This is a genomic window from Borrelia persica No12, from assembly GCF_000500045.1.
Lineage (GTDB): Bacteria > Spirochaetota > Spirochaetia > Borreliales > Borreliaceae > Borrelia > Borrelia persica.
Genome location: NZ_AYOT01000225.1, coordinates 189,388 through 215,270, shown reverse-complemented (window position 1 = coordinate 215,270; position 25,883 = coordinate 189,388). Strand labels below are relative to the sequence as shown.

Genomic DNA, 25,883 nt, shown 5'->3' with positions numbered 1-25,883 from the left:
TTGTACTCCTCAGATTTACGTTTAGCTTCCACAACCTTTTGATGTAGAGTAGTTCCAGTAGTTAATGATGAAACCTGTGTACCCGATAACTTACTTCTACCAGAAAGTGTTGCAATACCCTCCATATTGCTCTCTTTTTTTCCAAAAATAACTGCATGATAAACATCTTTCATAAGAGCAAGTTCCAAATTAGCCTTTACCTCATCCTCACTAATCATACCATGCTCTAAACCCCTTAGAAAAATTCTTCGTTCAAATACATGCATTTTATACGAAACTTCTTTGAAGTTATTCCCATTATTATAATATTCAAAATCGGAAATAACATTATGTTCCATAACTGCCTTGCGAGCAACATAACATCCTTGTCTCAAATCACTCCTACTAATCACCTTATAAGGTTATGAGTTCTTCAATACCTTTTTTTGCTAAATTTACAATATCTCCAATATAAGTACCAGTTGTTTCAGCAAAAATGCCTCTACCCATCTCGATTCCTCCTTTGTCTTAATTTTTTTTAGTCAATCTATTTATAAAGAAGCTTTCCTCGCACCACTAGAATTATACTAAAATCCTAGTTGAATATCTAATAACACCACCTTACTTGTATTACTAATACTCACATCCTTGCTCCTACCAACCTGAATCCCCTCTTTTCCCTTGGTAAAATTACCGTCTTTAAATAAAACATACTGACCAATTTTAGGATTTGAAAAGTCAGTACCAAGGTTCACTACAACTTCACCTCTTCTTCTGATAGGAATCAATTCACCTGGTGCATAATTTTCTGTTTCATGAGATGGTATGTTTGTCTTTCGCATAGCAAATCCACGAAAAATTTCTTTGTCTGTAGTACTAGACGTTGCTTTCTTTACCAAAATATCTCCCATAGGAAATGATTTGGTTGATACTACTAAATCCCCAGGAGCTATAACATCTGAGTCAGTGGCTACAATTGCAGTCTCAGTCTCATGCAATCCAGACTTATGCTCATATCCCTGGTGTAAATTTTTTCTGATTGAGTAAAATCAAAACTAGGCATGTACACCCCCCCCTAGAAAGCAATCTTTCTTTATACCTCTGAGCTTTGGTATTATTAATAACCTGCCCAATATTTTTATTACGCACATTAACCATTTGTTTGTAAGCCGTAAGCTCTTGAACAAGTAAACTTATATTTTCGATTTGAGAATCAAGATCTCCAGATTCATCAACTTTAAATTTAATATTGTATTTTCTTTTCATTGCGTCTAAAAATGCCAATTTAGCATCCTTAATACTACCTACATTAGCAAATGGAGGAGTAATTTCATATTGTTCGCATGCCTTCTCCAAGTTTGCTAACAATTTAGAATCTTTAAACGCATCAACTTCTGCCTGCTTCTCAACTTGTTTCCTAGCTTTAGTGAAATTGCTTTCAACCTCAGCCAACCTTCTCTCAAAATCTTCTCGTGAAATCATATCTGGCAATTTCTTAGAATCTGCAACCAATTTCTCATATTCATCAACAGAAATTGTAACTAATTCTTTAGAATTGCTGATATTAGTGTTATTAACATCATAAGAAGCCTCAGCCGAAGAGGCTTCTTGTTCATTATTAATCATTATTCCCTCCTTTAAAATTTTTTTTACTCTAAATCTTCATGAACTCTGAAATCTGTGACTGAATTTTTGAAAAAAGCTCAGAATCACCCATTTCTTTTGACTTTTCTAAAAGATCAACATACAAAGACAAAGTACGTGCCTCCTTCTCATTAATCTCAGCTTGCTCTTTCTAACTAATCGGCTTTACTGCTTTAAATTGCCAATTAGATTCAAGCCCAAATTTATGTAAAACCTCATTAATAAAAGGTTCAACCATAAGCCTACATATTTGCTCAATATTTAGATAAAAAATATCGTAATTTCCAACACTTCCCTCTCCAGATGGAAATGTAGGATATAGTACTTCTTTCGGAATTCCAAAATATAGTGTTATATCCGAAACAATAATATCAAATGCATCCCTTATTGGACTTACAGATCGCGTAATATTAGCAATCTCATCTTTTCTACCAAGTATCATCATCTTATGATTGCTGTCTAAAACTCCATCTATATTTTTCTTAAGTTCAGCAAGATCATACGCTTTCATATCTTTAACAGAAGAAAGAATTACTGAATTTTTAAAAGTGAAATTATTCACCTCTAAAAATTCAACAGTCTTATTAAGCAATGAATTCATAATCATACTGCTCTTTTCTAATGCTCTAAAATTCAAAAAAGAAGACTTCATTTTTACAATACGAATAGGATGAATATTATCAAAAGAATAATCATTAGCATCACACACCTCACCAATGTGAAACAAAGACAGAAAAATCCACGCTTAAGTGGTGGTGTACTAGGATCTTCCTTATGATTAATATCTCTAGAAAAAGCAAATCCTGCATATATTTCCGCAACCTGATGAGACAGTCTAAAAGGATCGCCTATCAATGAATCACTAGCCAGAATATAAGGTGTACTGCAATGCCCCCTATTCCTTGCACTTCTTTCCCTCCACCTGTAACATTATCTGCTGCTCCTGCTGCTAGCTTACCTGTCTTAACCAATGAACGCGTAAAGCTATCCCTCCTGCTATTGCTGATGCTTTTGGATTGACATTATTTGCTAGATTAGCAATTAGCATCTGATCCTCCTTTTGCAAAAGAAATTGCACTTGTATTTGCAGTTGCAGATAGTATCAATGATGCTTTACTAGCATTATTTGCTCCTGGATTATTACCACTTGTAGCCAATATCTTAGCTCCATCCTTATTATGCACACCTCCATATAGTAAAACCTACTTCTAACGCTTTAACACCCTAATTTGTTGTTGCTTTTACTATCTCCTGCAATGATTTAAGAGTTTTCCTCAATCCTATTTCATCTACTTGCGTTCTTAAACCAGCAGAATTATTTGCATAACCTACTACATTATTATCACCTATTGTTCCTAACAAATTTACATTTGTTTTTAATATGTTTAAAGTAGCCTTAGCCTCATCAACTTCTTCTCTAATTTCTTGGGATTTAGAACTATTTACTGCTTTTTTGCTACTTCTTCTAACTCATTGATGCTTGTTGAAACTTATCTCCTAGACTGCTAAAATATTAAAGGATAGAGTTTTGCTCAAAAGGAAGAAACAGAGATTGATGCTTATAATGAGGTTGAGATTGCTGAAGTGGGTAAAGATATATTAGAGGATAAAAATAGTTTTTTAGATTCTTTAGTTAAGATCTAGTAAGGATTTCAGAAAATTTTTGGTGTTTTTGGAAATATTGGTAATGCATTAAGATTTAATGCTGTTAACTCTGAGGATAAGAAAAGTAAGGTGGAAGATACATTTTAAGACTATTGAAGATGGATTAAAGAATACTAAGGGTAAATTATATGAGTTAGTAGAACAAATTATTGCTACTCCTAATTCAGATATTAAAGGAGTGGAAGTTGTTATCCAAGGTGCTAGTGCAGTGATTGTAAAGATAATTTATTCTTTAAGCAAATTGATTGGTACGATTGGTGATATCAATATTAAAGATAATCATTTCTTAGAATGATGATAATATTGCCAGAAAATTAGCTACTGGTATTCCTAGTCATGCAATGATTCTGGCAGCTACCAATGCAGATTTTGTAGCAGCTGTGTCACTAAAAGGCTATAACTAAGAATGGTAATTTTAGTGCTGCTGGTGGCGATATTGGCATTGTTAAATCGGTTGTAGTGATTGCAATAAATAAGTTACTAGGAATATTGGATGTAATAATTAGGACAGCAATTAATTTTGAATTTGATAAAATGAAAGAGGCTGTTAAGAGAATGAAATACTATTCATTCATATTTCTTTTGTTTTTGAAATAACCTTTTAAAAAAAGAAGAGGTCTTTTAAAGAAAAAAGAGAGGAGAAGCACAGAAAGAAGGTATAGAGAAGATAAGGAGAATAATTATCATCAGTTTAGTGATGGTGATGATGGGATGTAATAGTAAGGTGCAAAGAACACTTATGGAGGTACAATAAAATTAGTTGAAGATGTAATTAAAGGGGCTAAATGATGTTTTAAACAACTAATTGGTGTTTTAACTAAACTTGCTGGTGTCACTAATGGTTGGAAAGAGTGCAAAGAATGCTTTTTTGCTTTTTTGGAATTAGTTTCGGATGTTTTGGGCTTTACTTTTAAAGTAGATACAAAGAAGGATGAAGTAGGAAGAATCTGACAAATACTTCTTTATTCTATAATGCAACAAATTGGTATCTTGATTCATTATGACTTTATAATATACGATTGTCATCTTCTAAACCGTAACTTCGGTTTTCAACTGCTCTTACTACAATCAACACCACCACATCAAAACATCAACTTTTCTGCAAAAACTTATGACAAGCATTTTCTAGAATACAGAATCACTAATAGTATCCTCAAACATTAAGCTCAAAAACTCTCAAAACTCATCCACGAGATCATAAATTGCATTACAAGTCCTATCACTAACAATACAATCTTATAATGACTATTGTAAATGGCAATATAAAATATAATTTAGAATGCTTTTCAACATTATAATTTGCAATTCCTCTATGAAAATAGATTGAATAAAAATAAAGCAAAAATTATTAATAAAAATATCAAGTTCTTTTACACTTTGTAAATTCACACCTAGTCAGAAATATTTCATAACAAAAAAGCAGAACTATCTATTAACATGTTAATAAATCCTACCTATTTCAACAAAAGTTGAAATACAATTTCTTATATAACAATAAAATGTTACACTTTTTTTACACAATATGAAAAACTTAAAACTCATAATTTGTCTAATATTAACAGTATATTCCCATATCTGGTGTTTTAAAAACAACAATCATTCATTTACAAATATAAAACCATTACAAATAGGAATCATTCAACATAATTATATTAATTTAACTCCTTACAATCAAAATAACAAATATCATGCATTTATTGGATTAAGCATAACTTACAATGAATGGATCAACATCAATATCATTCCAATACACTTTTATCCGCAAAGTTCAACTCTATTATCAAATTTATATTTCAACCTCTCTATATCCCTTTACATATTAAAATATCAAATACAAATATATTCTTTTATTATTAATATACTCATAGGTACTCAATTACCTATAACCCTTAGAACGGCAATTATTACCGGTAACAATATCTCTGCTTTCCTTTTTCCTGCTTTACCTTTTCTTTCCATTAAATTTGACATTCCAATCAATAATGTATTCTCTTTAACTTCTACTTTCTCTTCTTCTCTCAGTGAATATTTCTTAGTTGATATAGCTATAATATTCTCCATATAATTACCATTAATATTTTATCCCACTAAATAAGATTAATTAACAACTCTCACAAACAACAAAATTACTCCACCTTTTTATATATAAGTATTTTAACTTAAGTCACCATAAAACATAGACTTAAACCTTTTTTTAAGGGCTATATCAAAATATAACCCACATTACACACGAAAATGAATTATATTAAATTATAAAAATAATCATTATCAATGATTATTTTTACTTAAATTTTTTCAATAAACAAAAAATGTTATTTTTCTATATCAAATCCTGTAAAACCCTCTGGAATAAGCACAATATCAATACCTGAATTTAACGACTTTTTAATAGCATGCTCTAAACTAAAATTATTCACAATCGCACCCATATCATATGCATCAGTCATTATAATGCTAAAAATATTTAGACTATTTCTTACAATATCTACAATATCTTTTGACATACTACTAACATCTTTAGAAATCTTAGGCACAAGTACATGAGCAAGCATAAGAAATTTTGCTTCTTTTCCAAAAACAAATGGTACAAAATTATTTAACATCAAAAAATTTTTACTATAAGGCAACAAAGCTAAATCTTTATGAGTATCTACCTTAGTACCTCCAAGTCCAGGAAAGTGTTTAACCACAGCAAAAACTCCTTCTCTTTGAATTCCATCAACAAACGCCTCTACCATAAGACCAATATTGTAAAACGAATGCCCAAAAGTTCTATTACCCAGTGGACTATCAGGCGTCAATTTAGCATCTGCTACAGGTGCCATGTTTACATTTATACCAAGACGTCTAAGTTGTTTCCCAAGAATTTCACCAATCTTATATGCAAGTTGAACATCTCCTGTCTTCCCAACAAATTCCATAGAAGGAAAATTATAAACTCCTAATTGCTCATTTTCACTAGCTCTACTAACCAATCCTCCTTCTTCATCAACAGCAATCAAAATTTCAGAACCAAGATATTCTCTCAATTGCCCAATTAATTCTTTAGTTTGCTTAGCATCTTTAAAATTTTCCCTAAACAAAATAACTCCCACTGGATCTATTTCTTGTATTTTAACAAGTTCACTTTTAGTAAGTGATTGCACAGCACCAGGATTAGAAACATTTCTAATACCAATAAAAATACAATTTTGATTTAAAATATCTTTAAAACTAACTTTTCCTAAAAACTTATCAACATCTATAAGATCAAATTTATCACTTTCAAAATAATCATAATCTATCTCTGGAATAGCTCCCAATACAATAAAACTAAAAAATAAAAATACAAATAACTTCAATTTACACATCCCATTTACCTTGTTTCAAAACTAAATCATATTTACTCTGCAAAATATTATTAAGAGCAATATTTAAATATTTTGCAATATCAGAAAAGGTATTTAAAAATTTATCATTCATATAATTACTCATAACAAGTGTATTAATAAACAATTTAGCAGGTAAAAATCTATCTTCCCTACTTACTTTAAAAATCAATGGATTATCTATCATCTTTATAACTTCCCAAGTTATTTGCTCAATTGAAGTATACTTACCAAAATCTTTAGTATGTTCAATAACTCTTATAGGCATATCTGATATTATTCTATCAATATTTTCTATTAAATATTCTAAATTAAAAAGACCTGTAGCACAATTAAAAAAAATCTTACCCCCTTTACACTCACATTTTAATACTGTTTCCCTAGAAATAGCACTACCAATATCAACACAAGTTAAATGATTATCATCATCTACAATTAAAATCCCTCCCTTAGTATCTAGTGATGTCTTAAGGCTAAATTCAAATCCAGCAGAACAATTAGTTATAGCCATTATAGCAAGTGTTTTTAAGTTAACAGTAAAACCAATATTATCAACATTACCAATATATACAAATTTTTTTCCTGAATTATAAAGCTTGACATAAATATCCCTTAAAACTTTAAAATTTTGACCATGTCCCGCAGGTAAAGTTAAAAAAGTCTTCTTACCATTATTGACATAATTAAAATACTCATAATGACCATCACCTAACTCTTTATAACAATATATCAAAGGCTGAATTGCTGTTAAAATATCTGATTTGCCAAAATTACAATAATTCAAACCTTTAATCAAATCACTATCAAAAATAGTATCTAAAAAATCAGAAATTAATTTATAAGTCTTAACACTAGTCATCTGAAAAATAGAAGGTTTAATACTCTTCCCATAAAGTTCAAAATACTGCTTAGAAAGCAGTAAAAGATGTCGCATTTTTAATGCCAAAAATGAAAATCCATAACTACCATCCTCATTAACATACGCAGGTGTAATTCCCTTAGGCAAATGTCCAAAAAACTCCTTAGCTTCTAATATTTTATTTTCATATAAAAAATACAATTCATTATTAAAATCACTATTTTTAAGTATATCAAAATAACTGGTTGCAGAGCCCCCATTTAAAATACCAAACGAAAAATAAGGATAAAGTGACAACCCTATCTTTTCCAAATTATCAGCAGTGAAAATATAAAAATCACCTTCTGAGGAAAACAAAAACTTTGTATAATCATCAATATATTTTTTCAAATTATGTTCAACGAGTTCCTTTTTAAATTTTAATTTAACAGAATTATCAGTAAGACTTAAAATATTACCATAATTTTCATTTGGAAAATTTTTAAAAGATATGTTTAATGCTTTAATTTGATGCATATTAAGCATATCAAGTATTTCTTTAGAAAAAATTTTATCTATTACTTCACACATACTAAAAAACCTCATTTAAACATAAGGTAAATAAGTATAATTATATTTTAATATTAATATTTATTATAGTACTATACTAATTAAGAGAAAAATATGTTAAAAAATTATATATTAAACATGACAAACTTAAAAAAGTCTATTAACGAAATGATACTCTCTCCTTCAGGATTTAGAAAAATATTTGCACAATCAAAAGAAGAAAATTCAATGGATTATAAAATAAATGACGATGATAAAATATTGGTCGCAATCATATCGCTTACAATATCTAATTATTTGAAAGACAAACCAAAAGAATACATCAATGTTGGATTAGACTCAAGAGCAACGGGAGACATAATATCACAAATAATAATTAAGACCTTAATTTTAAATAATGACAAAATAAATTTCTTTGGCATACTTCCAATACCAGAAATTTTAGCTTATACAAAACTTAGTAAAAATTCAAAAGGTTTTATATATATTTCTGCTAGCCACAATCCTAAAGGATATAATGGTATTAAAACTGGACTAGACGATGGGGGTGTCTTAAATTCAAAGGAAATAAAGAAAATAATAGATAAAATTAAATCTAATATAGAAAATGAAAATTTCATAAAAAGCCTAATAACAAACTTACAAAACTTCAACAATAATATTACTTACTTAAAAACATATAAAGCAATAATCACTTCAAAGGAAAAATCTAAAACACAATCCTATAACTCATATAAATCACTAATGCAGCAAATCATATATTCGGATAAGGATAATCAAAAAAATATTGATATATTAAAAACAAATATCAAAAAAGAGCCTATGGGAATAATAGGAGAAATGAACGGTGGGTCTCGTATTAATTCAATTGATAAAGAAATGCTTGAATCTTTAGGAATAAAATTAGAACTTCATAACACTGAAATCGGTATTTTCAAGCATGGAATGACTCCTGAAGGAGAATCTTTAAACATGTGCAAACAAATATTAGAACAAAAATTTCAAAAAGACAATTCATTTCAATTAGGATATGTACCCGATTGTGATGGAGATCGAGGAAATTTAGTTACAATCAAAAAAAATGGACAAGCAAAGATTATTCCATCGCAAACAATATTTGCACTCTCAGTGCTCTCAGAACTTAGCTATCTTTATCATATAGGAATCAAAGAAAACTTGGCTGTAGTGGTTAATGACGCAACCTCTCTAAACATCGAAAAAATAGCCTCACTATTTAATACAAAAGTTTATAGAGTCGAAGTTGGAGAAGCAAATTTAACAGAAATGGCTGATATTTTACGAAAAAAAGGACTAATAATAAAAATCTTTGGAGAGGGATCAAATGGAGGAAATATTACATACCCTTCAAAAGTAAGAGACCCACTTGCAACAGTCTTGAGTATTATAAAATTACTTAAAATCAAAAATCTTTACAAGATATGGTGCACATTATCTAACAATTCATATAACGAACATTATAATCTTGATGATATACTTAAGACAGTAAATTTTTACAATAATGTAGAAGTATCATCAAAAAAAGCTATGCTTAAAATAAACGTAAAAAATCAAGAAATACTAAAAACTAACTATGAAAAATTACTAAAACAAGAATTCAACAAAAACAACACGGCAATACATAAATTACCAATACATAGTTATGAAATCATCAATTATGAAGGAATAACACAAACTACCACCAGAACCGGCAATTCATCAGGAGGATTTAAAGTCTTATTAAAAAATGACAAACATGAAATAATTGGAAGTTTATGGATGCGTGGTTCACAAACAGAACCTATATTCAGAGTATTAAGCGAAGTTAAATCCGAATATAAAAACTTACTATATACCATTTTGGACTTCCATAAATATCTAATACAAACTGCAAATTCCGTAATATAAATAAAACGCACAGTCTGATCTATGAAGACAATTTATATTACGGACTATTCTTTATCTATTTTTCATAATTTTTTCTACATTTCTCCTAATTCCATTCCATGTTTTTGATATACCAATTAAGTTTTTAGCATCCCTTACAACTTCTAATGCAACTTTTCGAGTCTTATTTGTACCTTCAAAAATTATCTCATCAACATAACCCTTCTTTGCTTTAAAAAATTCTCTTCTATCTCTAATCGGAATTAAAAATTGATCTAAGACCTTAAAAAGTCGCTCCTTAACTTCAACGTCTCCAATTGTACCTTTTTGATATCTACTCTTAAGTTCACAAAGTTCATCAACATCATTATTGAAAAAATCATGATAAATAAAAACAGGATTACCATCAACTTTTCCTGGTACGTCTGCTCTTATTCTGTTTGGGTCTGTAAACATAGACATAACTTTTTTGTGTAATAATTTCACATCATCATTTAAAAATATTGCATTTCCAAGACTTTTACTCATTTTAGTTTTACCATCAATCCCCACAAGAGTCTGAGAATCTGTAAAGACAGCTTCAGGAATTGGAAAAAAATCTTCACCATAAAGAAAATTAAATTTTCTAGCAAGTTCTCTTGTAAGTTCAATATGAGCTTCATTATCACGTCCAACAGGAACTAAATTAGCCTTTGTCATCAAAATATCTGCACTCATTAAAACAGGATAGCCTAAAAGACCATAAGGAATCTCACTAAGTCCAGCATTAATACTCATGTCTTTTATACTAGGAATCCTTTGTAAACGATTAACCATAACAATCATTGATAATATTAAATTTAATTCTAAAAGCTCAGGTATAGCTGATTGCAAATAAATATTCACTCTCTCAGGATCAATTCCACAAGCCAAATAGTCCAAAACCATCTCTCTAACGTTAACTGATATTTCACTAATGCTTTTTAAGTCTGACTTTGTAGTAAGTGTATGTAAATCCGCTATAATAATATAAGTCTCATACTCTTCCTGATACTTTAATCTATTAACAATAGAACCCATATAATGTCCCAAATGAAGAGAGCCCGTAGGTCTGTCTCCAGTAAGCATAACTTTCTTTTGCATCAATTATCCTTATTATCAACATCATCAACGGTTAATATCTTAGAACCGCTTAAAAATACAGAAAAAGGTCGCAAATAGGCTATATTATCTACTATTACTTTTATAACAACTGTAAAAGGATAGGCTATTAAAAGTCCCACAACACCCCAAAGCCATCCCCAAAAGAAAAGAAAACAAAGTAATAAAAAAGGCGAAAGATCAAGTCTATGTCCCTGCATCTTCGGCTCAAGAATATTTCCAATCAACATCTGCACAAATGTATTATATATAAATATATAAAGCACTAAATTTAAATCAGGATAAAACTGTACCAAAGCAGCTATCATAATAAAAAAAACAGCCAAAATTGAACCTATACTTGGAATAAAATTAAAAACAAATGTAAGCACAGCCCACACGCGAGGAAAATCTTGTCCAAATAATTTCAAGCCTATAAATACTAACAATCCTGTAAGGAAACTAACAAAAACCTTAATTCCCAAATACTTACTAATTTGATTATTTATTGTATTTAAAACCTCAATAAACATACTTGAAACAGACTGTTTAAACGCATTTTTGACTTTTATATCAAAAATATGTATTTCCGATAACAAAAAATACAATAATAAAAATAACACCACCAAACTGCTTGCAAATCCAATAATTTCATTAGATATCCGAGTTAAGAAAGGATAAATATACTTAGAAAAATCAATATTGCTAATAATAGTACTATCTAATTTATATTTTTCAAGAATATCTCCTATAATAAAAATTAATTGTTTTTGATAATAAGGAAGTTGATCAATTAAAACAGTAACACTATAATAAACAAAACTAAAAACCAAATAAAAAAATAAAAAAAGAACAAAAAAAATGATACAAACAATTAAAACTCTTGGTATTTTTAACTTTTTAAGAAAAGTATAAATAGGATAGACCAAAAATCCAAGAAATAGTGCAATAGATAAAGGTTTAAATATTGTTTGTGCCACCTTTAAAATGGTAATCAACATTATAATTAATGCTACAACATAAAAAACCGACTGCAACTTAACAAATTTTAATCTATCAGTTGATTTGAGCTCTAAAGCCATTTCAATTCCCCCCATTTAAATCACATTGTGCAAAATACTTAAAAGTAAGCAAAGTCAATACAAAACTTAACCTTACCCATTAAACCTTAAATTAAGTCTATACAATTTAGATAGTTAAAGAAATTTTTTCCATTATCCAATTATACAACTTAGTTCCCTTAGAATAATTAGCCTCAGCTAAATCTCCTACCCTTTTATCCTTAACTAACTTCTTAGCATTTTCATTATTTCCATAATAAACTGTTAATGTATTCCTATAGTGATTTAAATTATTATTCAAAATTTCAAAAGCTGGAATATCATTAAAACCATCTGCAATATAAAACATATTTTCAAAAGGAATTTCTCTTCTACTTTTTGGAATTCGTTTATTAACTTTATCATAGGAACCCTTATTTAATTCAAAAATCACTCTAGTCTTTATTGTGTGATCTACAAAATAACATACACTACTTAAAACCTTATTTGATGAAAACTTATTATCTAAATTTTTATAATAAGGCAAAAGATATGAATCTATAAATTCACAAGCCCAAACCTTAGTAACATAAGAAGCAATACTACTACCCAAAATCATCTGTCTAAAACCACTAGAGACAATATAAATATTTATAACTGCATCTGATTCCTTTAAAGTTCTATTTATATGATTTATTTCTTTAAACAAATCAATCACACCTTCAAAAAATTTTAATCTTGAGCCTAATTCAAACAATACTTTATTATTTAATCCCCTAAAAATACCTTCTCTTACATAAGTTAAAAAATGTGATAAATATATCATCTCATTAGCAATGAGATTACAATGATTTTCGTTATAAGTAACAGATAAATTTTCAACTTCACTCCAAAACAAATTAGCATCAACATTATACTCATCAAACAGCACTTGTTGCATGTTACCATAAATTAAAGTATCATCAAAATCAAATATAAAAGCTATAATTTTTTCTTTTCTACCCATAAATAAAAAATAAATTTAATTTAAGATCAACTTGTATTAAAATATATATACAAGTATGAATATATTCAATATATTATGTATAGTAAAATTACATTATATAAACATAAGTTAAAAAGAAATGCTTATGATAGATATGGATAGCATAAATCAAATCAAAGATATTGTCTCTAGAATACTAGATGTAAGTTTAATTAGCATTTTAGTTTATTACATCTATAAAAATGTAATCAATTCCTATTCAGTAAATTTACTTAAAGGAATGATTATAATTACATCCATTGGTATAATATCCTATTATCTTAATTTATATACAATAAGTTGGTTATTAACTTACATAGCAAATATATTGCCAATTGCAATGCTTATATTATTTCATCAAGAAATCAAAAAAATAATAATGCAAATTGGAAATTTTAACCTATCTTTCAAATTCGCAAACAACAAAGAAGAAACCATAAGAACTATTACCGAAATCATCAAAGCAATCAAACATTTATCAGAAAATAAATCTGGTAGTTTAATTTGCATAGAAAAGAAAATACAATTAGACCAAATAATAAATAAAGGTATAAAATTAGATTCTATAGTATCTAACGAAATTTTAATATCAATTTTTGATTACGAAACACCTTTACATGATGGAGCAGTGATAATTAGCAATAATAAAATAGTATACGCCGGTTCTTTTTTGCCATTATCTAATGTAGAATCTATTAGCAAAACATTTGGAACAAGACATAGAGCAGGACTTGGAATTTCTGAAAATTCAGATGCAATAACAATAATAACCTCTGAAGAAACTGGCTCTATTTCGCTAACAAGAAATGGAAAACTAGAATATAATTTAAGCTTAAATGAAATCAAAAAAAAGTTAAATATTGCATTAATAGAATGAATAATGATTATAACTAAGAAACTTATAAACATAATTAAATTACTATTTGAAGATTGGCAAAACAAAGCCATTTCTATCCTAATAGCTATAATTATGTTCGTTACATTTTACTTTAATAGCATAGAATCGATCAAAATAGAAAAAAACTTTACCATTTCATTGGAAAATGAAATTACATTGGGTAAAATGCCTGATTTCAATAAAATATTACTTACAGTCAAAATCAACAAAAAAGACTTAAAATATTTAGATCTCGATCGAATAGTCTTATTAATCGAAGCTAAAAATATCAAAGAAGCTGGGGAATACGAATTACCAATAAAAATCAAAAACTTTAATCCTATTCCTATAGTTGAATATCAACTTTCAAAAAATAAAATAACACTAAATCTTGACAAAAAAATTTCAAAATTAGTCAAAATTGAACCTAAATTTAAACTAATTGAAAAAGAAGGCAAGGGGGAATATTTCATTGCCAAATACAACATAATACCTGAAAGATTAACAATACATGGTCCTGAAAAAGTAATAAAAACAATAAATGCAATTAAAACAAAAATCAAAGAATTTGACACAAACACTGTCTTTATCTCTGATCATCTTGAAGTAATCTCTCCAGATCAATTAATAACACTTGATAAAAATCACGTAATAGTTAACATCACATTAGGTAAAAAATATATACAAACAACAATAACAAAACCTAATTTAATTTTTAATAATCTAAAAAATGGATTAGAAATAAAAAATAAAGAACAAATTCTAAACCCAGAAAATGAGATGTTTATCAAAATAAGAAGTGGATTATCAGAAAAAATAACTAAAATGCATATAAATAACAATAATATCAATCTAAATCTAGATTTAAGTCAAATTGAAAATCCCGGAATTTATGACATTAAAACAGATATAATACTTAAAAATAACACCTATGGCATAGAAGTATATGAATATCAACCTAAAACAATACAAGTAGAAATAATAGCAAGTGAACAATAAAATGACGAAATCAATAGGATGTGATATAATAAAAGTTACAAGACTTAATAGTTTTTTAAGAGATAAAAAAAAATTAGAAAGATTTTTTACACAAAGAGAAATTGAAAGCTTAAAAATGAAAGGAAAAGGAATTTTAGAAAGCCTAGCTGGTAAGTTCTCAGCAAAAGAATCATTACTCAAGGCATTAAGTCCACTAGTAAACAGCCAAATAAAATATTCACTTAAAGATATTGAAATTATAAGCTTACCAAGGAATAATGTAACGTTTCAATTACACAATGACCTTAAAAATTTAATCGAAAAAATGAATCTAAAATTATATTTAACAATTTCGCATGAACGGGAGTATGCTGTTACATTTGTAATAGTAGAAAATTAATGTATGAAAAAAATATCATATTTTACAAAAGAAGAAATTGAGTGTCCTTTATGTAAAGAAAAATTTAGAAAAGAAGAATTATTAACAGGAGGTAGCAGATTAATATCTGGAAAACTCAAAGTCGATCTAAAGAGAGAATATGTCCCTAATGAAAAGTATGGTGATATTTATCCCAGAATATATTCAATAATAGTATGTCCAAATTGTCATCTGGCGGCTTTCCCCAATGAATTTAATGAAATAACGCTTGTTAATAATAAAATAAAACAATTCTTAATAGATCATACTAATGAACGAAAAAAAATAAAAGAAATTTTTGAAAATGATCTAAACTTTAATCAACCAAGAAGACTTCAAGAAGGAGCTGCAAGTTATATACTTGCAATAATGTGCTATGAACATTTAGACAAAAATTATAACCCAACTCTAAATCAAGCAAAATGTGCAATAAGAGCAGCTTGGATATTTGAAGATCTAGACAAAAAATATCCAAAGAAAAACTATAATTATTTGCAAAGAATATTCTATTACAAGGCAGCATATCTTTATAAATTAACAATAGAAAAAGAACAAAATAATTTAGAACCCATTAATGCTGAAATAATCTTTGGTCCTGATACAGACAAAAATTATGGATATGACAGTGTTTTATACTTATCAGGATTATTAGAATATTTTTATGGAAACAAAGAAAATAAACAATACAGATATAAACAACTAACCGAAATAAAAACTCTCATGTCAAAAATAGCCGGCATGGGAAAATCATCAAAAGAAAAACCTTCAATACTTTTAGATAAAATAAAAGAAGTTTATTTTAAGATATCAAAAGAAATAAAAACTTTAAATAAATGAGAAAAATACTTGCAGAAATAGCATACGATGGCTCACTATATTACGGTTTTCAAACTCAACCTACAAAACCAACAATTCAAGGAGAAATAGAAAAAGCACTAGAAAAAATAAATAAAACAAAAGTTAAAATTCAATCAGCAGGCAGAACAGACAAAGGAGTTCACGCAAAAAGACAAATAATATCTTTTGATGTAAAAATAAATATCGGCCTTAAAAATTTAAAGATAGCTATAAATTCTCTATTAAAAAACGATATTAGAATAATTAAATTAAAATACGTATCAAATGAATTCCAACCCAGATTTCATGCCAAGAGAAGAAAATATAGCTATTACATACTTAACAATGAAAATCATTATCCTTGGGAAGAATACAAAGCCTACTATGTAAGGAAAAAATTAAATATTAATAGATTAAATGCAATGGCCACAATGTTAATTGGTTTACATGATTTTACGACTTTTTCGTGCATAAGAGATAAAACAAATTCAAAATTAAAAGAAATTTATCTAGCTAAATTTAAGAAAAAAAACAAATTCATAGTCTTTGAAATAATAGGCTCCTCATTTTTATGGAAAATGGTAAGATCAATAGTCGGAACAATAATTGATATAGAAATCAAAAATGAACCTATTGATACTTTCATAAAAATCTTAAAGTCACAAAATAGAAAATTTACACGAACAACAGCACCTGCAAAAGCTTTATTTTTAGATAGGGTTTTTTATGAATAAAAACAAACTAATAACAAAAATAATATTATTAAACATACTCAAAAATAATATATCGGGAAACATTTATTACAACTATAAAGAAGAAGCTAAAAAAATTAAAAATAAAATAATAAAAGTTAAGAATAGCAAAATATTAAAACAAATAAATATCAACAAAACTCAACTAACAAAATTACCAGAATATCTAGAATACAACACAAAGAAAAACAATAAACAAAATTCCTTAATAATATACATAGATAAAAAACATTTAAATCAAGACACAAACGAAATAATCAAAAAATGGTGTGAGAGTATTAACATATTAAATTATAAAATCATAGATAACCCTAATACTCTAACTTCAGAGATTGATAATCAGCAACCTAAAGCAATTCTTGCTTGCGAAGAAGTAGAATTATTTTTAAATCAAAACTTAAGAATTCAAATCGTTAGAGGATTTGAACTAAAATTTAAAAAAATTCCAATAGTATTTACACATCTTCCTACAAACCAAATAAGCAATCCAGAACTTAAAAAAGAAATCTGGCACGACCTAAAAATAATAAAAGGTATAATAAAATATGGATAACAACTTGGATCACAATTTTTACTATGAAATTGCATTTAATATACCAATTAATAAGCTTTTTCTCTATAAGTACAAATTAACACTGGAAACAGGAATAAGAGTAATAACAAACTTTAATGGAAAAGAAACAATTGGAATAATCATTAAAAGATATTCTCAAGAAGAACTTAAGGAAAATTTTACATTTGAAGTAAAAGACATATTAAGAGCCATTGAAGCTCATGCAATAATAACAGAACATAATATTAATCTTGCACGTTGGATTAGTAAAAAAACATTCTCGGGATTTGGAGAAACTTTATTTTGTGGATTACCTAAAATTTCAACCTCAAATAGAAAAATAAAAGACAATAAGTACGAAAATCCAAAATCTAAAATACCTATTCAATTAAATGAAGAACAAAATAACATTTATCAAGATATTATTGAGTCAAATAAACAAAATACATTTTACCTATTTGGTGTTCCTGGTTCTGGAAAAACAGAGATATTTATTAAATTATGTGCAAATTATTTAGAACAAAAAAAACAAATAATTTTTTTAGTTCCTGAAATTTCATTAGGTTCTCAAATAATTCAAAGACTCAAAGCAAATTTAAGCACAAACCAAATTTATGAATATAACTCTAAAGTATCCAATACCAATAAAATTTTAATATGGAATAAAGTCAAAAATGGAGAAAGCTTAATTATACTTGGTGTTAAAAGCATATTAATGCTGCCATTTACAAATTTAGGATTAATAATAATGGATGAAGAACATGAACACACATATAAATCCGAAAACACCCCAAGATTTCACTCAAGACATATAGGCTTCTTCTTACAAAACACATTCAATGCCAAATTTGTAATGGGAAGCGCAACCCCATCACTCGAAGCATATCTTGCCATGGAAAACAATCAAATTAAAAAAATGATTTTAAAAAATAAATTTTTAGCAAAAACATTTAAAGAACTTAAAATAATAGATATGAAAAAAGAACCTCAAATAATATCTTCAGAATTACTTTATAGTATACAAAAAAGTTTACTTGAAAAAAGACAAGCATTAATATTTATAAATAAAAGAGGATACTCAAAAACACTTGAATGCAAAATTTGTGGGTATATAACTTGTTGTTCCAATTGTTCTTTTAATTTAACTTATCATAAAAATGAAAACAAGCTTATTTGTCATTACTGTAATTATAAAATAAATATAATAAACACTTGCCCTAAGTGTAACTCAAAAGACATAACATATAAAACATATGGTATTCAATTTATAGAAAAAGAATTAAAAAAATTTTTACCAAATGCAAAAATAGCAAGAACAGACTCCGATCTTACTCAAAAAGAAATTATTCAATCCATAAATGCATTTGAAAATGGACAATTAGATATATTAATTGGAACACAAATTATTGCAAAAGGTTTTAATTTTAAACAGATCAAAACCTTAGGTATCATCAATGCAGACATTGGAATAGATTTTCCTGATTTTAGAAGTAGTGAAAAAATTTTTGCAATAATTTCACAAGTGTTAGGAAGAGCTGCAAGATTTCAAAGTGATAATACAATTATTATTCAAACAAAAAATCCAGATTACTATGCTATAAAATATGCGTATGAAGGCAAATACGAAGAATTTTATCAAGAAGAAATAAAAATTCGCAAAGAATTGAATTATCCTCCCTTTAGAAAAATCGTTAGAATAGTAGTTAGAAGTCAAAAACAAGAAACTGCCAAACATAAATGTTTAGAATTTTTCGAAAAATCTAAAGAAATTTTAGATGATAAAATAGAATATCTTGGTCCATCAAAAGCGCCCATGTCAAAAATATCCAAATACTACAGATATAACATTATATATTTATCAAAAACATTCACTCCACTTGAAAAATTAATACAATATACAAAAGAAAGAATAAAAAATACAAAAGATACCTATATTGAAATAGACTACTATCCGCTTTCACTGCTTTAAAAAAAGCTTGAACTATCCTTTTCAAGGGTCTTTAAAAAAGATGAAAGTACATAAAGTGCTTTATCATTGTGCCCTCCTTCAGGAATAATGAGATCAGCATATTCTTTAGTAGGCTCAATAAATCTGTAATATCCCGCTCTAGTTGTACGTAAATATTGTTCAATAACAGACTCCAATGTACGACCTCTCTTAGACATATCTCGTTCAAGCCTTCTAATAAATCTAATATCATTAGGAGTGTCTATATATATTTTCAAATCTATTAAATTACGTACACGCTCCTCAACAAAAATCATAATACCTTCAACAATCACAATAGGAGTCGGAACTATTTCAATAGTTTCATCCCTTCTTTTATGATTAATAAAATCATAAAGGGGCATATAAATTGATTTATTCTCTTTTAACTTTTTTAACTGCTCATAAAACAAATTGTTATCAAAAGCGTCTGGATGATCGAAATTAACATCTAAAAACTCATACTCATAATCCCCAACACTCTTATAATAATTATCCTGAGATATAAGAACAAATTCAGGAATAACTTCACTAATTTTATTAACAATTGTAGTTTTACCACTCCCAGATCCACCAGATATCCCGATAATCTTAACCATTAATCTCTTCTTTAGATCCAGGCAATTTAGGCATATTTCTCAACGTTCCTGCTACAAACACGTTTTTAAACCCTAATCCTTTTAAAATCTTTTCAGCTTCAAAAGACTTACTAAAACTTTTACCATAAATGATTATTTGGGTATCACTACTACCTAACTTATCTTTTTTTGCAAATAAATTCTTAAAAGGAATATTAATTGCTTTTGTATAATGAGATTTACTGTATTCTTTAGGAGATCTAATATCCAATATTTTTGCACCATTTTTAATTTTTTCTAGTAAAGCTAAGTTTGTTCTCTTCATTTTTAAAATAATAAAAAACCAAATATAAAAAAAGAGAAAAACTACTAAACATATAAGCTTTATATAACTGACAATCATATCTTTTATAAAACAATAATATCAAAAAAAAAGAAATAATTGCAATAAAATTGAATTGTTTTTTAGTAAAATTAGTATAAAATTCAGATGAATCAATAATTTATGCTAAAGAGTGAATAACAAAAATGAAGAAAAAAAAGAATAAATGGACTAGGCTAAAGCAAAAATTTAAATTTATTATGCTTAAAATATTAAGAAAACAACTTAAAAATATTCTTAAAGATCCAAAACTAATATTAATTAGCACATTACAAATAATAACGGGCTCACTCTTAATGGCAATATCTACAAATATTTTATACATACCACATGGACTCTTAAGTGGTGGAGTTGCAGGGATTGCACTGATGTTACACTATCTTGTAAATTTTAATTTAGGACTTACAATATTCGTACTCAACATCCCATTATTTATCATTGGAATTAAATTTTTAAACATAACTTTTGTAATTCAAAGTTGGATTGCAATGGCTCTATATTCTTTAATAGTCAACTACTCGCAATTTTTGCAATACAAAATGCAACTAAATGACATGATACTCGTATCAATTCTAGCAGGCTTAATATCAGGTCTTGGACTTGGCTTAATATTTAAAGCAAAAGGCTCATCAGGAGGTTCAGATATCATTGCTATGATAATTAAAGAAAAATATTCAATCAGTATTGGAACTACAAACTTTCTCTTCAATCTTGCAGTATTATTGATTGCAGCAAGCTTCTTTAATATCGAAATTGCTCTTTATACCCTAATTGCTTCATTTGTAACAGCCGTAATGACAGACAAAACAAGTACAGGATTTGGTAATCAAAAAGCAATTCTCATCATCTCAGACAAAGGAAAAGAAATATCCTACTTACTTACAAATAAATTAAAAGTAGCAGCCACACTACTTGAAGGCAAAGGTGCTTGGATTGGAAACGACAAAACCATAGTTTTCATCGTAGTTCCCACAATGCGTATGTCTCGAATCAAGTACATCTCTCAAAAAGTCGATCCCAACTGCTTTATTACAGTAATTAATACGAACGAAATAACTGGTGGAAAAAAAATCATTGAATCAAGTACAATCAAAAACGACATTGAAACTTAAAGATATTGAAACTTAAAATTTGTCTAAAAAAACACTTAAATCATTAACAAGCAAACTCAATGTTGCTTCATCATAAAAATTCAATAAAAAATCAATAAATCTTTTAGGAAATACTGAAGTAAATTTCTTTAAAAAACCTTCTCTAATGCTAATTTCAAGTTTAAAGGAATGAAGCATCAAAGATACTTCTTTAAATTCTTGATCTACCCTAGAGTAAAGACTATCCCCTAATATCGGATGATTTAAATACTTCATATGAACTCTTAATTGATGAGTACGCCCTGTCTTAGGTTTAAGAGCCACTAAGGAATAATTTCTCATGCTAGCTAATACCTTATACTCAGTTAACGCCTTCTTTCCCATACTTTCATGCACAGTAAATTTTTTTCTATCATATTTATCTCTGTCTATAAAAGTATCAATAATACCATAATCAACCTTAAAATTACCTTTAACAAGTGCAATATAAATCTTTTTAACAAATCTCTCTTTAAACTGTTTAGATAAAAAATTTAAAGTTTCCAAATTTTTAGCACAAATCATGACACCAGAGGTATCTTTATCCAACCTATGAACAATTCCAGGTCTAATTTTATTTTCTTGAAAATTATATCTTAAATCCGATACATGATGTAATAAAAAATTTACAACAGTATTTTCTGAATCAGATATACCAGGATGGCTTAAAATTCCTTGAGGTTTATTTACAACAATAACACTCATGTCTTCATAAAGAATACTAATAGGCAAATTCAAAGGCATTAAATATTCTCCCAAATCCACTTCTTCATTAAATTCTATTAATATTTTATCATTTATAAAAACAGGTTTTGATAATTTTATTGAAGTCAAATTACCATTATTAAGTTTAAAAGCTTTAACCTCTCTTTTTTTAATTTGACTCCTAGTAAAAAAACATAAATTTTCAGACAAATAAATATCTAATCTTTGAGAATCCTGTTCTACAATAAACTCTTTTTTAAGTTTTTTCATTAATAAATCAAACTATCAATCAAAGAAATAATTAACGATATGGCAAGCCCAACTGATGCTGAGATTACAAATCTATTGAAATTTTCATCTTTAGAAAGTTCAAGACCACTTGAGAAAGGATTTGGAAAACTCTTTGCATCTTCATGATTAAAATAATAAGACAAATCAAAACAAAATAAACCTACAAATAAAACTATGGGGAAAGCTCCAATACTTATTGCTGAGAACCTAAATATTTTTTTACCCCAATTAGACTCAATAGTCTTTTCTATGTTTAAATCCTCATTTTCCTGAATATCTTTATAAAAAAAATCATCATCAAATTTAAGTCCATCAAAAATCTTATTGTCAAAATTAAAATCACTTTCGCTGGAATAAATTTTACTATCCAGCGACAATTTTCGACTTAAATCCAAATATTCAAAATCAAATTTAGAATAATCTAAAGAATTTGAATAAAGAATAAAAACATTAAAAAGAAAAAATAAAAATCTAATCATCATATCAATGATTCATGTTTCCAATTCTAATTTCAATGTCAAAGTTATCTCATCAACAAGTTCAGACACACCAAAATATTGAATAGGACCTGGAAAGACATACAAGTTATTTACTTCCCATTCTCCACGATGCTTTACAAATTCATTAAAAGGTGCTCCATTTAAATCAACAAGAGTTTTTTTAATAACAGGTTTTAAAACACCATATCTCTCCTCCATATTCATCATCATTGTTAAAGGCACTCCACCTGCAATCCATTCAATAGCATTTTTATTTAAATTTTTAACAGTAGACATATAACCTGTCAAACCATTTAAAACAAGCACTGCAGCAGTATATCCCAAACTATAACAATAATCACTATCAAAATTTGATGGAGCAACACTTCTACCCTCATAACCAAAAAAATGATCAATTGGAGAAAATTTACCACTATATTCACCAAGTTGTTTTAACTCTTCCAACTTAACACTAACCATTTCCATAAATAATTTCTCAGTAGGCACTCGTGAAACATTAAAATTACCATGAGGATCTCGTTCTAAAACAGAATTTACAAGTTCAATTTGAATAAATACCGGCAAAGATACGTAAACTTTTTTCATATAATCACTAAGCTTTGAGATAAAAACTTTTCTTATATCCTCAACATTTAATCCCTGAAACTCCCCTTCATTATTATCAAATATGCCACACAATTCAATCATCAAAGATTTAACTTCAGGAATAAATTCAATAACACCTTCAGGAATTATAATAACACCAAAATTATATCCTTTTAATGAACGTTTTACCACAACAGAAGCTATATCGCCAACAATATCTGATAAAGTTTTCTTTTGTGCTAAAACTTCCTCAGATATAATACAAATATTAGGATGAGTCTTTAATGCACACTCAAGAGCAACATGAGAGGCACTTCTTCCCATTATCTTTACAAAATGCCAATATTTTCCAGCAGACATAGCATCACGACATAAATTACCCACCATTTCAGAATAAATCTTAGTAGCAGAATCAAATCCAAATGAAATTTGAATATGCTCATTTTTCAAATCAGCATCAATTGTTTTTGGAACACCAATAACTTGAATATCATGACATTTCCTCTTAAAAAACTCTGCCAATAAAGCCGCATTAGTATTTGAATCATCTCCACCAATAACAATAAGAGCATTAAGATCATTTTTCAGAACAACTGACAAAACCTGTTCATATTGAGCATCGGTTTCTATTTTAGTTCGACCTGAAGATACAATATCAAAACCACCTGTATTTCTATAAGCATTTATTAAATCTTGTGTAATTTCAATTTTTTTATCATCCAACAAACCTGAAGGACCACCTTTAAATCCAAAAATTTTTGAATTTGAATTAAATTTTTTTATTGCATCAAAAACACCAGCAACAACATTATGTCCTCCAGGAGCAGGTCCACCTGATAAAATTATTCCCACATTTAAAACCTTGCTAAAATCCAAATTTGAAGGACCTTGAGTAAAAGTAACAACCGGAAGTCCATAAGTATTTTTAAAAACTTCTCTTAAAGCATCTCTATTTCCAAGAGCTTCTGTATTTTCACCAAACACAATACTGATATTTTTAAAATCATCCATTAAAATTTTTGGTAATTTTGGAATATAACTGTATCTTTCGTTTTGCAAAATCGAAATCATATACCTTCTCCTTTTAAGATGTATCTAAATTATTACTAAATAAATACTAAAATAATTAATCATTAATATCTATATATGACTTAAAAATAAAGTAGCATCACCATAAGAAAAAAATCTGTAATTCATTGCTACAGCTTCTCTATAAGCATTCAATACAAAATCTTTACCACCAAACGAAGAGACTAACATTAACAGAGTTGATTCTGGTGTATGAAAATTCGTAAAAAGCATATCAACAAATTTAAACTCATAATTTTTACCTGGATAAATAAAAAGATTGGTTTTCTGTTCACCTCTAGCAAACCCCCTTTGTTTATCATAAGCAGATTCTAATGCTCTAAGAGTAGTAGTTCCAACAGTTAAGATCTTCTTACCTAAAGACTTTGCTCGCTCAAGTCTAAAAGCTACAGAATCTTTTATTGAAAAATTTTCAAAATGCATCCGATGTTCCTCTACTGTTTTAGTTCTAACAGGAAGGAAAGTCCCAAGACCAACATGAAGTGTAATAAAATCGTATTCAATATTATTTTTATCCAACTTAGAAAACAACTCCTCACTGAAATGTAAACCTGCCGTAGCTGATGCTGCTGAACCAATATATTTCGAATAAATATTCTGATAACGCTCTTCATCCTCTTTATCATAATCTCTCCTAATATAAGGTGGCAAAGGAATCAATCCATATTGCTCAAAATAAGATTCATCCACACATCTACTAAACTTGAGTGTAAACTCATTATCTGATTTTGACATTATCTGAGCTGACAAATCCTGAGGAAATGTGTAAACTTTGTCAATTTTTTGTCTCTTAGCCTTAGAAATCAAAGATGTAAATGTATCTCCTGACAATCTGTCTAAAATCAAAAATTCAACCTTACCCCCACAATCTGTCTTAGCATATATTCTTGATTTTCTAACTCTTGAATCATTAAATACTAAAAAAGTATTGTTATCAATATATTTAAAAATGTCACTTATTGAATCATTATGATAGACTTTTTGACTAACAGAATCCATAACCATTAATTTTGCCAAACCTCTTCTTTCGCTTGGATACTGTGCTATTAAATTACGTGGTAAATCAAAATAAAATTCTTTAGTGTTCATT

25 protein-coding genes and 4 pseudogenes are annotated in these 25,883 nt (G+C 27.9%); 12 read left to right on the top strand and 17 right to left on the bottom strand.

Annotated features, from left to right (window positions below; translation table 11 throughout):
• The 5 genes and pseudogenes from U881_RS11240 to U881_RS13415 form a co-directional block, all read right to left on the bottom strand.
• A pseudogene (locus U881_RS11240) lies at nucleotides 1-374 on the bottom strand (hypothetical protein); the annotation flags it as partial.
• Nucleotides 375-566: 192 nt separating this feature from the next.
• On the bottom strand, nucleotides 567-977 hold the full coding sequence (locus tag U881_RS11235; protein ID WP_235048175.1) for a structural cement protein Gp24: 411 nt from the start codon (nucleotides 975-977) through the stop codon (nucleotides 567-569).
• Between the two features lie 13 nt (nucleotides 978-990).
• Nucleotides 991-1,605 (bottom strand): hypothetical protein, encoded by a 615-nt coding sequence (locus tag U881_RS0109825; RefSeq protein WP_051374068.1) that lies wholly within the window; start codon nucleotides 1,603-1,605, stop codon nucleotides 991-993.
• 169 nt (nucleotides 1,606-1,774) lie between these two features.
• The gene (locus tag U881_RS11230; RefSeq protein WP_235048174.1) at nucleotides 1,775-2,350 is read right to left on the bottom strand and encodes a DUF1073 domain-containing protein; all 576 of its coding nucleotides are present in this window, start codon (nucleotides 2,348-2,350) and stop codon (nucleotides 1,775-1,777) included.
• Between the two features lie 151 nt (nucleotides 2,351-2,501).
• Nucleotides 2,502-3,136: pseudogene (locus tag U881_RS13415) on the bottom strand (variable large family protein); the annotation flags it as partial.
• Nucleotides 3,137-3,204: 68 nt separating this feature from the next.
• On the opposite strand from U881_RS13415, the pseudogene U881_RS13885 reads away from it, so the two are divergent.
• The 3 genes and pseudogenes from U881_RS13885 to U881_RS13805 form a co-directional block, all read left to right on the top strand.
• A pseudogene (locus U881_RS13885) lies at nucleotides 3,205-3,457 on the top strand (variable large family protein); the annotation flags it as partial.
• 227 nt (nucleotides 3,458-3,684) lie between these two features.
• Nucleotides 3,685-3,885, top strand: a complete 201-nt coding sequence (locus U881_RS12945; protein ID WP_407637315.1) for a variable large family protein — start codon at nucleotides 3,685-3,687, stop codon at nucleotides 3,883-3,885.
• Nucleotides 3,886-4,117: 232 nt separating this feature from the next.
• Nucleotides 4,118-4,230, top strand: a pseudogene (locus tag U881_RS13805) (variable large family protein); the annotation flags it as partial.
• Nucleotides 4,231-5,160: 930 nt separating this feature from the next.
• On the opposite strand, the gene U881_RS12940 reads toward U881_RS13805, so the two are convergent.
• From U881_RS12940 to U881_RS0109780, 3 genes are all read right to left on the bottom strand, one after another.
• On the bottom strand, nucleotides 5,161-5,349 hold the full coding sequence (locus tag U881_RS12940) for a hypothetical protein (protein ID WP_024654249.1): 189 nt from the start codon (nucleotides 5,347-5,349) through the stop codon (nucleotides 5,161-5,163).
• Nucleotides 5,350-5,600: 251 nt separating this feature from the next.
• On the bottom strand, nucleotides 5,601-6,638 hold the full coding sequence (locus U881_RS0109785) for a glycoside hydrolase family 3 N-terminal domain-containing protein (RefSeq protein WP_024654248.1): 1,038 nt from the start codon (nucleotides 6,636-6,638) through the stop codon (nucleotides 5,601-5,603).
• Entirely contained in the window at nucleotides 6,631-8,085 is a 1,455-nt protein-coding gene (locus U881_RS0109780; protein ID WP_024654247.1) for a UTP--glucose-1-phosphate uridylyltransferase, read from the bottom strand. Before U881_RS0109780 ends, U881_RS0109785 begins: the two co-directional genes overlap by 8 nt.
• Nucleotides 8,086-8,178: 93 nt before the next feature.
• Between U881_RS0109780 and U881_RS0109775 the strand changes: the two genes are divergently transcribed.
• Nucleotides 8,179-9,969 carry a phosphoglucomutase gene (locus U881_RS0109775; protein ID WP_024654246.1) on the top strand — a complete coding sequence of 597 codons (1,791 nt, stop codon included), beginning with the start codon at nucleotides 8,179-8,181 and terminating at the stop codon, nucleotides 9,967-9,969.
• A gap of 51 nt (nucleotides 9,970-10,020) precedes the next feature.
• Here the strand turns inward: U881_RS0109775 and trpS are convergent, their stop codons facing one another.
• The 3 genes from trpS to U881_RS0109760 form a co-directional block, all read right to left on the bottom strand.
• On the bottom strand, nucleotides 10,021-11,070 hold the full coding sequence (trpS, locus tag U881_RS0109770; RefSeq protein WP_024654245.1) for a tryptophan--tRNA ligase: 1,050 nt from the start codon (nucleotides 11,068-11,070) through the stop codon (nucleotides 10,021-10,023).
• Complete coding sequence (locus U881_RS0109765) at nucleotides 11,070-12,149, bottom strand: AI-2E family transporter (RefSeq protein ID WP_024654244.1); 1,080 nt, start codon at nucleotides 12,147-12,149, stop codon at nucleotides 11,070-11,072. The genes trpS and U881_RS0109765 overlap by 1 nt, the downstream gene beginning before the upstream one ends.
• Nucleotides 12,150-12,255: 106 nt before the next feature.
• A complete protein-coding gene (locus tag U881_RS0109760; protein WP_024654243.1) occupies nucleotides 12,256-13,113 on the bottom strand; it encodes an HAD family hydrolase in 858 nt (285 codons plus the stop codon).
• A gap of 124 nt (nucleotides 13,114-13,237) precedes the next feature.
• Here U881_RS0109760 and cdaA point away from each other — a divergent pair, with 124 nt between their 5' ends.
• The 7 genes from cdaA to priA are packed head-to-tail and all read left to right on the top strand — an operon-like array spanning nucleotide 13,238 to nucleotide 19,515.
• The gene (gene cdaA, locus U881_RS0109755; RefSeq protein ID WP_024654242.1) at nucleotides 13,238-14,008 is read left to right on the top strand and encodes a diadenylate cyclase CdaA; all 771 of its coding nucleotides are present in this window, start codon (nucleotides 13,238-13,240) and stop codon (nucleotides 14,006-14,008) included.
• A 3-nt stretch (nucleotides 14,009-14,011) separates the two neighbouring features.
• A complete protein-coding gene (locus tag U881_RS0109750; RefSeq protein WP_024654241.1) occupies nucleotides 14,012-15,007 on the top strand; it encodes a YbbR-like domain-containing protein in 996 nt (331 codons plus the stop codon).
• Nucleotide 15,008: 1 nt separating this feature from the next.
• Nucleotides 15,009-15,386, top strand: a complete 378-nt coding sequence (locus tag U881_RS0109745; protein WP_024654240.1) for a 4'-phosphopantetheinyl transferase superfamily protein — start codon at nucleotides 15,009-15,011, stop codon at nucleotides 15,384-15,386.
• Between the two features lie 3 nt (nucleotides 15,387-15,389).
• On the top strand, nucleotides 15,390-16,241 hold the full coding sequence (locus U881_RS0109740; RefSeq protein ID WP_024654239.1) for a DUF2225 domain-containing protein: 852 nt from the start codon (nucleotides 15,390-15,392) through the stop codon (nucleotides 16,239-16,241).
• Nucleotides 16,238-16,975 carry a tRNA pseudouridine(38-40) synthase TruA gene (gene truA, locus U881_RS0109735; RefSeq protein WP_024654238.1) on the top strand — a complete coding sequence of 246 codons (738 nt, stop codon included), beginning with the start codon at nucleotides 16,238-16,240 and terminating at the stop codon, nucleotides 16,973-16,975. Before U881_RS0109740 ends, truA begins: the two co-directional genes overlap by 4 nt.
• Nucleotides 16,968-17,546, top strand: coding sequence for a uracil-DNA glycosylase family protein (locus tag U881_RS0109730; RefSeq protein WP_024654237.1), 579 nt, complete (start codon nucleotides 16,968-16,970; stop codon nucleotides 17,544-17,546). The genes truA and U881_RS0109730 overlap by 8 nt, the downstream gene beginning before the upstream one ends.
• On the top strand, nucleotides 17,539-19,515 hold the full coding sequence (priA, locus tag U881_RS0109725; protein WP_024654236.1) for a replication restart helicase PriA: 1,977 nt from the start codon (nucleotides 17,539-17,541) through the stop codon (nucleotides 19,513-19,515). The genes U881_RS0109730 and priA overlap by 8 nt, the downstream gene beginning before the upstream one ends.
• Here the strand turns inward: priA and udk are convergent.
• The gene (gene udk, locus U881_RS0109720) at nucleotides 19,512-20,132 is read right to left on the bottom strand and encodes a uridine kinase (protein ID WP_024654235.1); all 621 of its coding nucleotides are present in this window, start codon (nucleotides 20,130-20,132) and stop codon (nucleotides 19,512-19,514) included. The two genes, priA and udk, sit on opposite strands and share 4 nt — an antisense overlap.
• Nucleotides 20,125-20,514, bottom strand: a complete 390-nt coding sequence (locus U881_RS0109715; RefSeq protein ID WP_024654234.1) for a rhodanese-like domain-containing protein — start codon at nucleotides 20,512-20,514, stop codon at nucleotides 20,125-20,127. Before U881_RS0109715 ends, udk begins: the two co-directional genes overlap by 8 nt.
• A 125-nt stretch (nucleotides 20,515-20,639) precedes the next feature.
• Between U881_RS0109715 and U881_RS0109710 the strand changes: the two genes are divergently transcribed.
• On the top strand, nucleotides 20,640-21,605 hold the full coding sequence (locus U881_RS0109710; RefSeq protein ID WP_024654233.1) for a YitT family protein: 966 nt from the start codon (nucleotides 20,640-20,642) through the stop codon (nucleotides 21,603-21,605).
• A 12-nt stretch (nucleotides 21,606-21,617) separates the two neighbouring features.
• Here U881_RS0109710 and U881_RS0109705 read toward each other — a convergent pair whose 3' ends face one another.
• The 4 genes from U881_RS0109705 to queA form a co-directional block, all read right to left on the bottom strand.
• Entirely contained in the window at nucleotides 21,618-22,598 is a 981-nt protein-coding gene (locus tag U881_RS0109705) for an RluA family pseudouridine synthase (RefSeq protein ID WP_024654232.1), read from the bottom strand.
• The gene (locus U881_RS0109700) at nucleotides 22,598-23,101 is read right to left on the bottom strand and encodes a hypothetical protein (RefSeq protein ID WP_024654231.1); all 504 of its coding nucleotides are present in this window, start codon (nucleotides 23,099-23,101) and stop codon (nucleotides 22,598-22,600) included. Before U881_RS0109700 ends, U881_RS0109705 begins: the two co-directional genes overlap by 1 nt.
• A 9-nt stretch (nucleotides 23,102-23,110) precedes the next feature.
• Nucleotides 23,111-24,775: a diphosphate--fructose-6-phosphate 1-phosphotransferase gene (locus U881_RS0109695; protein ID WP_024654230.1), complete on the bottom strand. Its 1,665-nt coding sequence runs from the start codon at nucleotides 24,773-24,775 to the stop codon at nucleotides 23,111-23,113.
• A 69-nt stretch (nucleotides 24,776-24,844) separates the two neighbouring features.
• Entirely contained in the window at nucleotides 24,845-25,882 is a 1,038-nt protein-coding gene (gene queA, locus U881_RS0109690) for a tRNA preQ1(34) S-adenosylmethionine ribosyltransferase-isomerase QueA (RefSeq protein WP_024654229.1), read from the bottom strand.
• Nucleotide 25,883 lies beyond the last annotated feature (1 nt).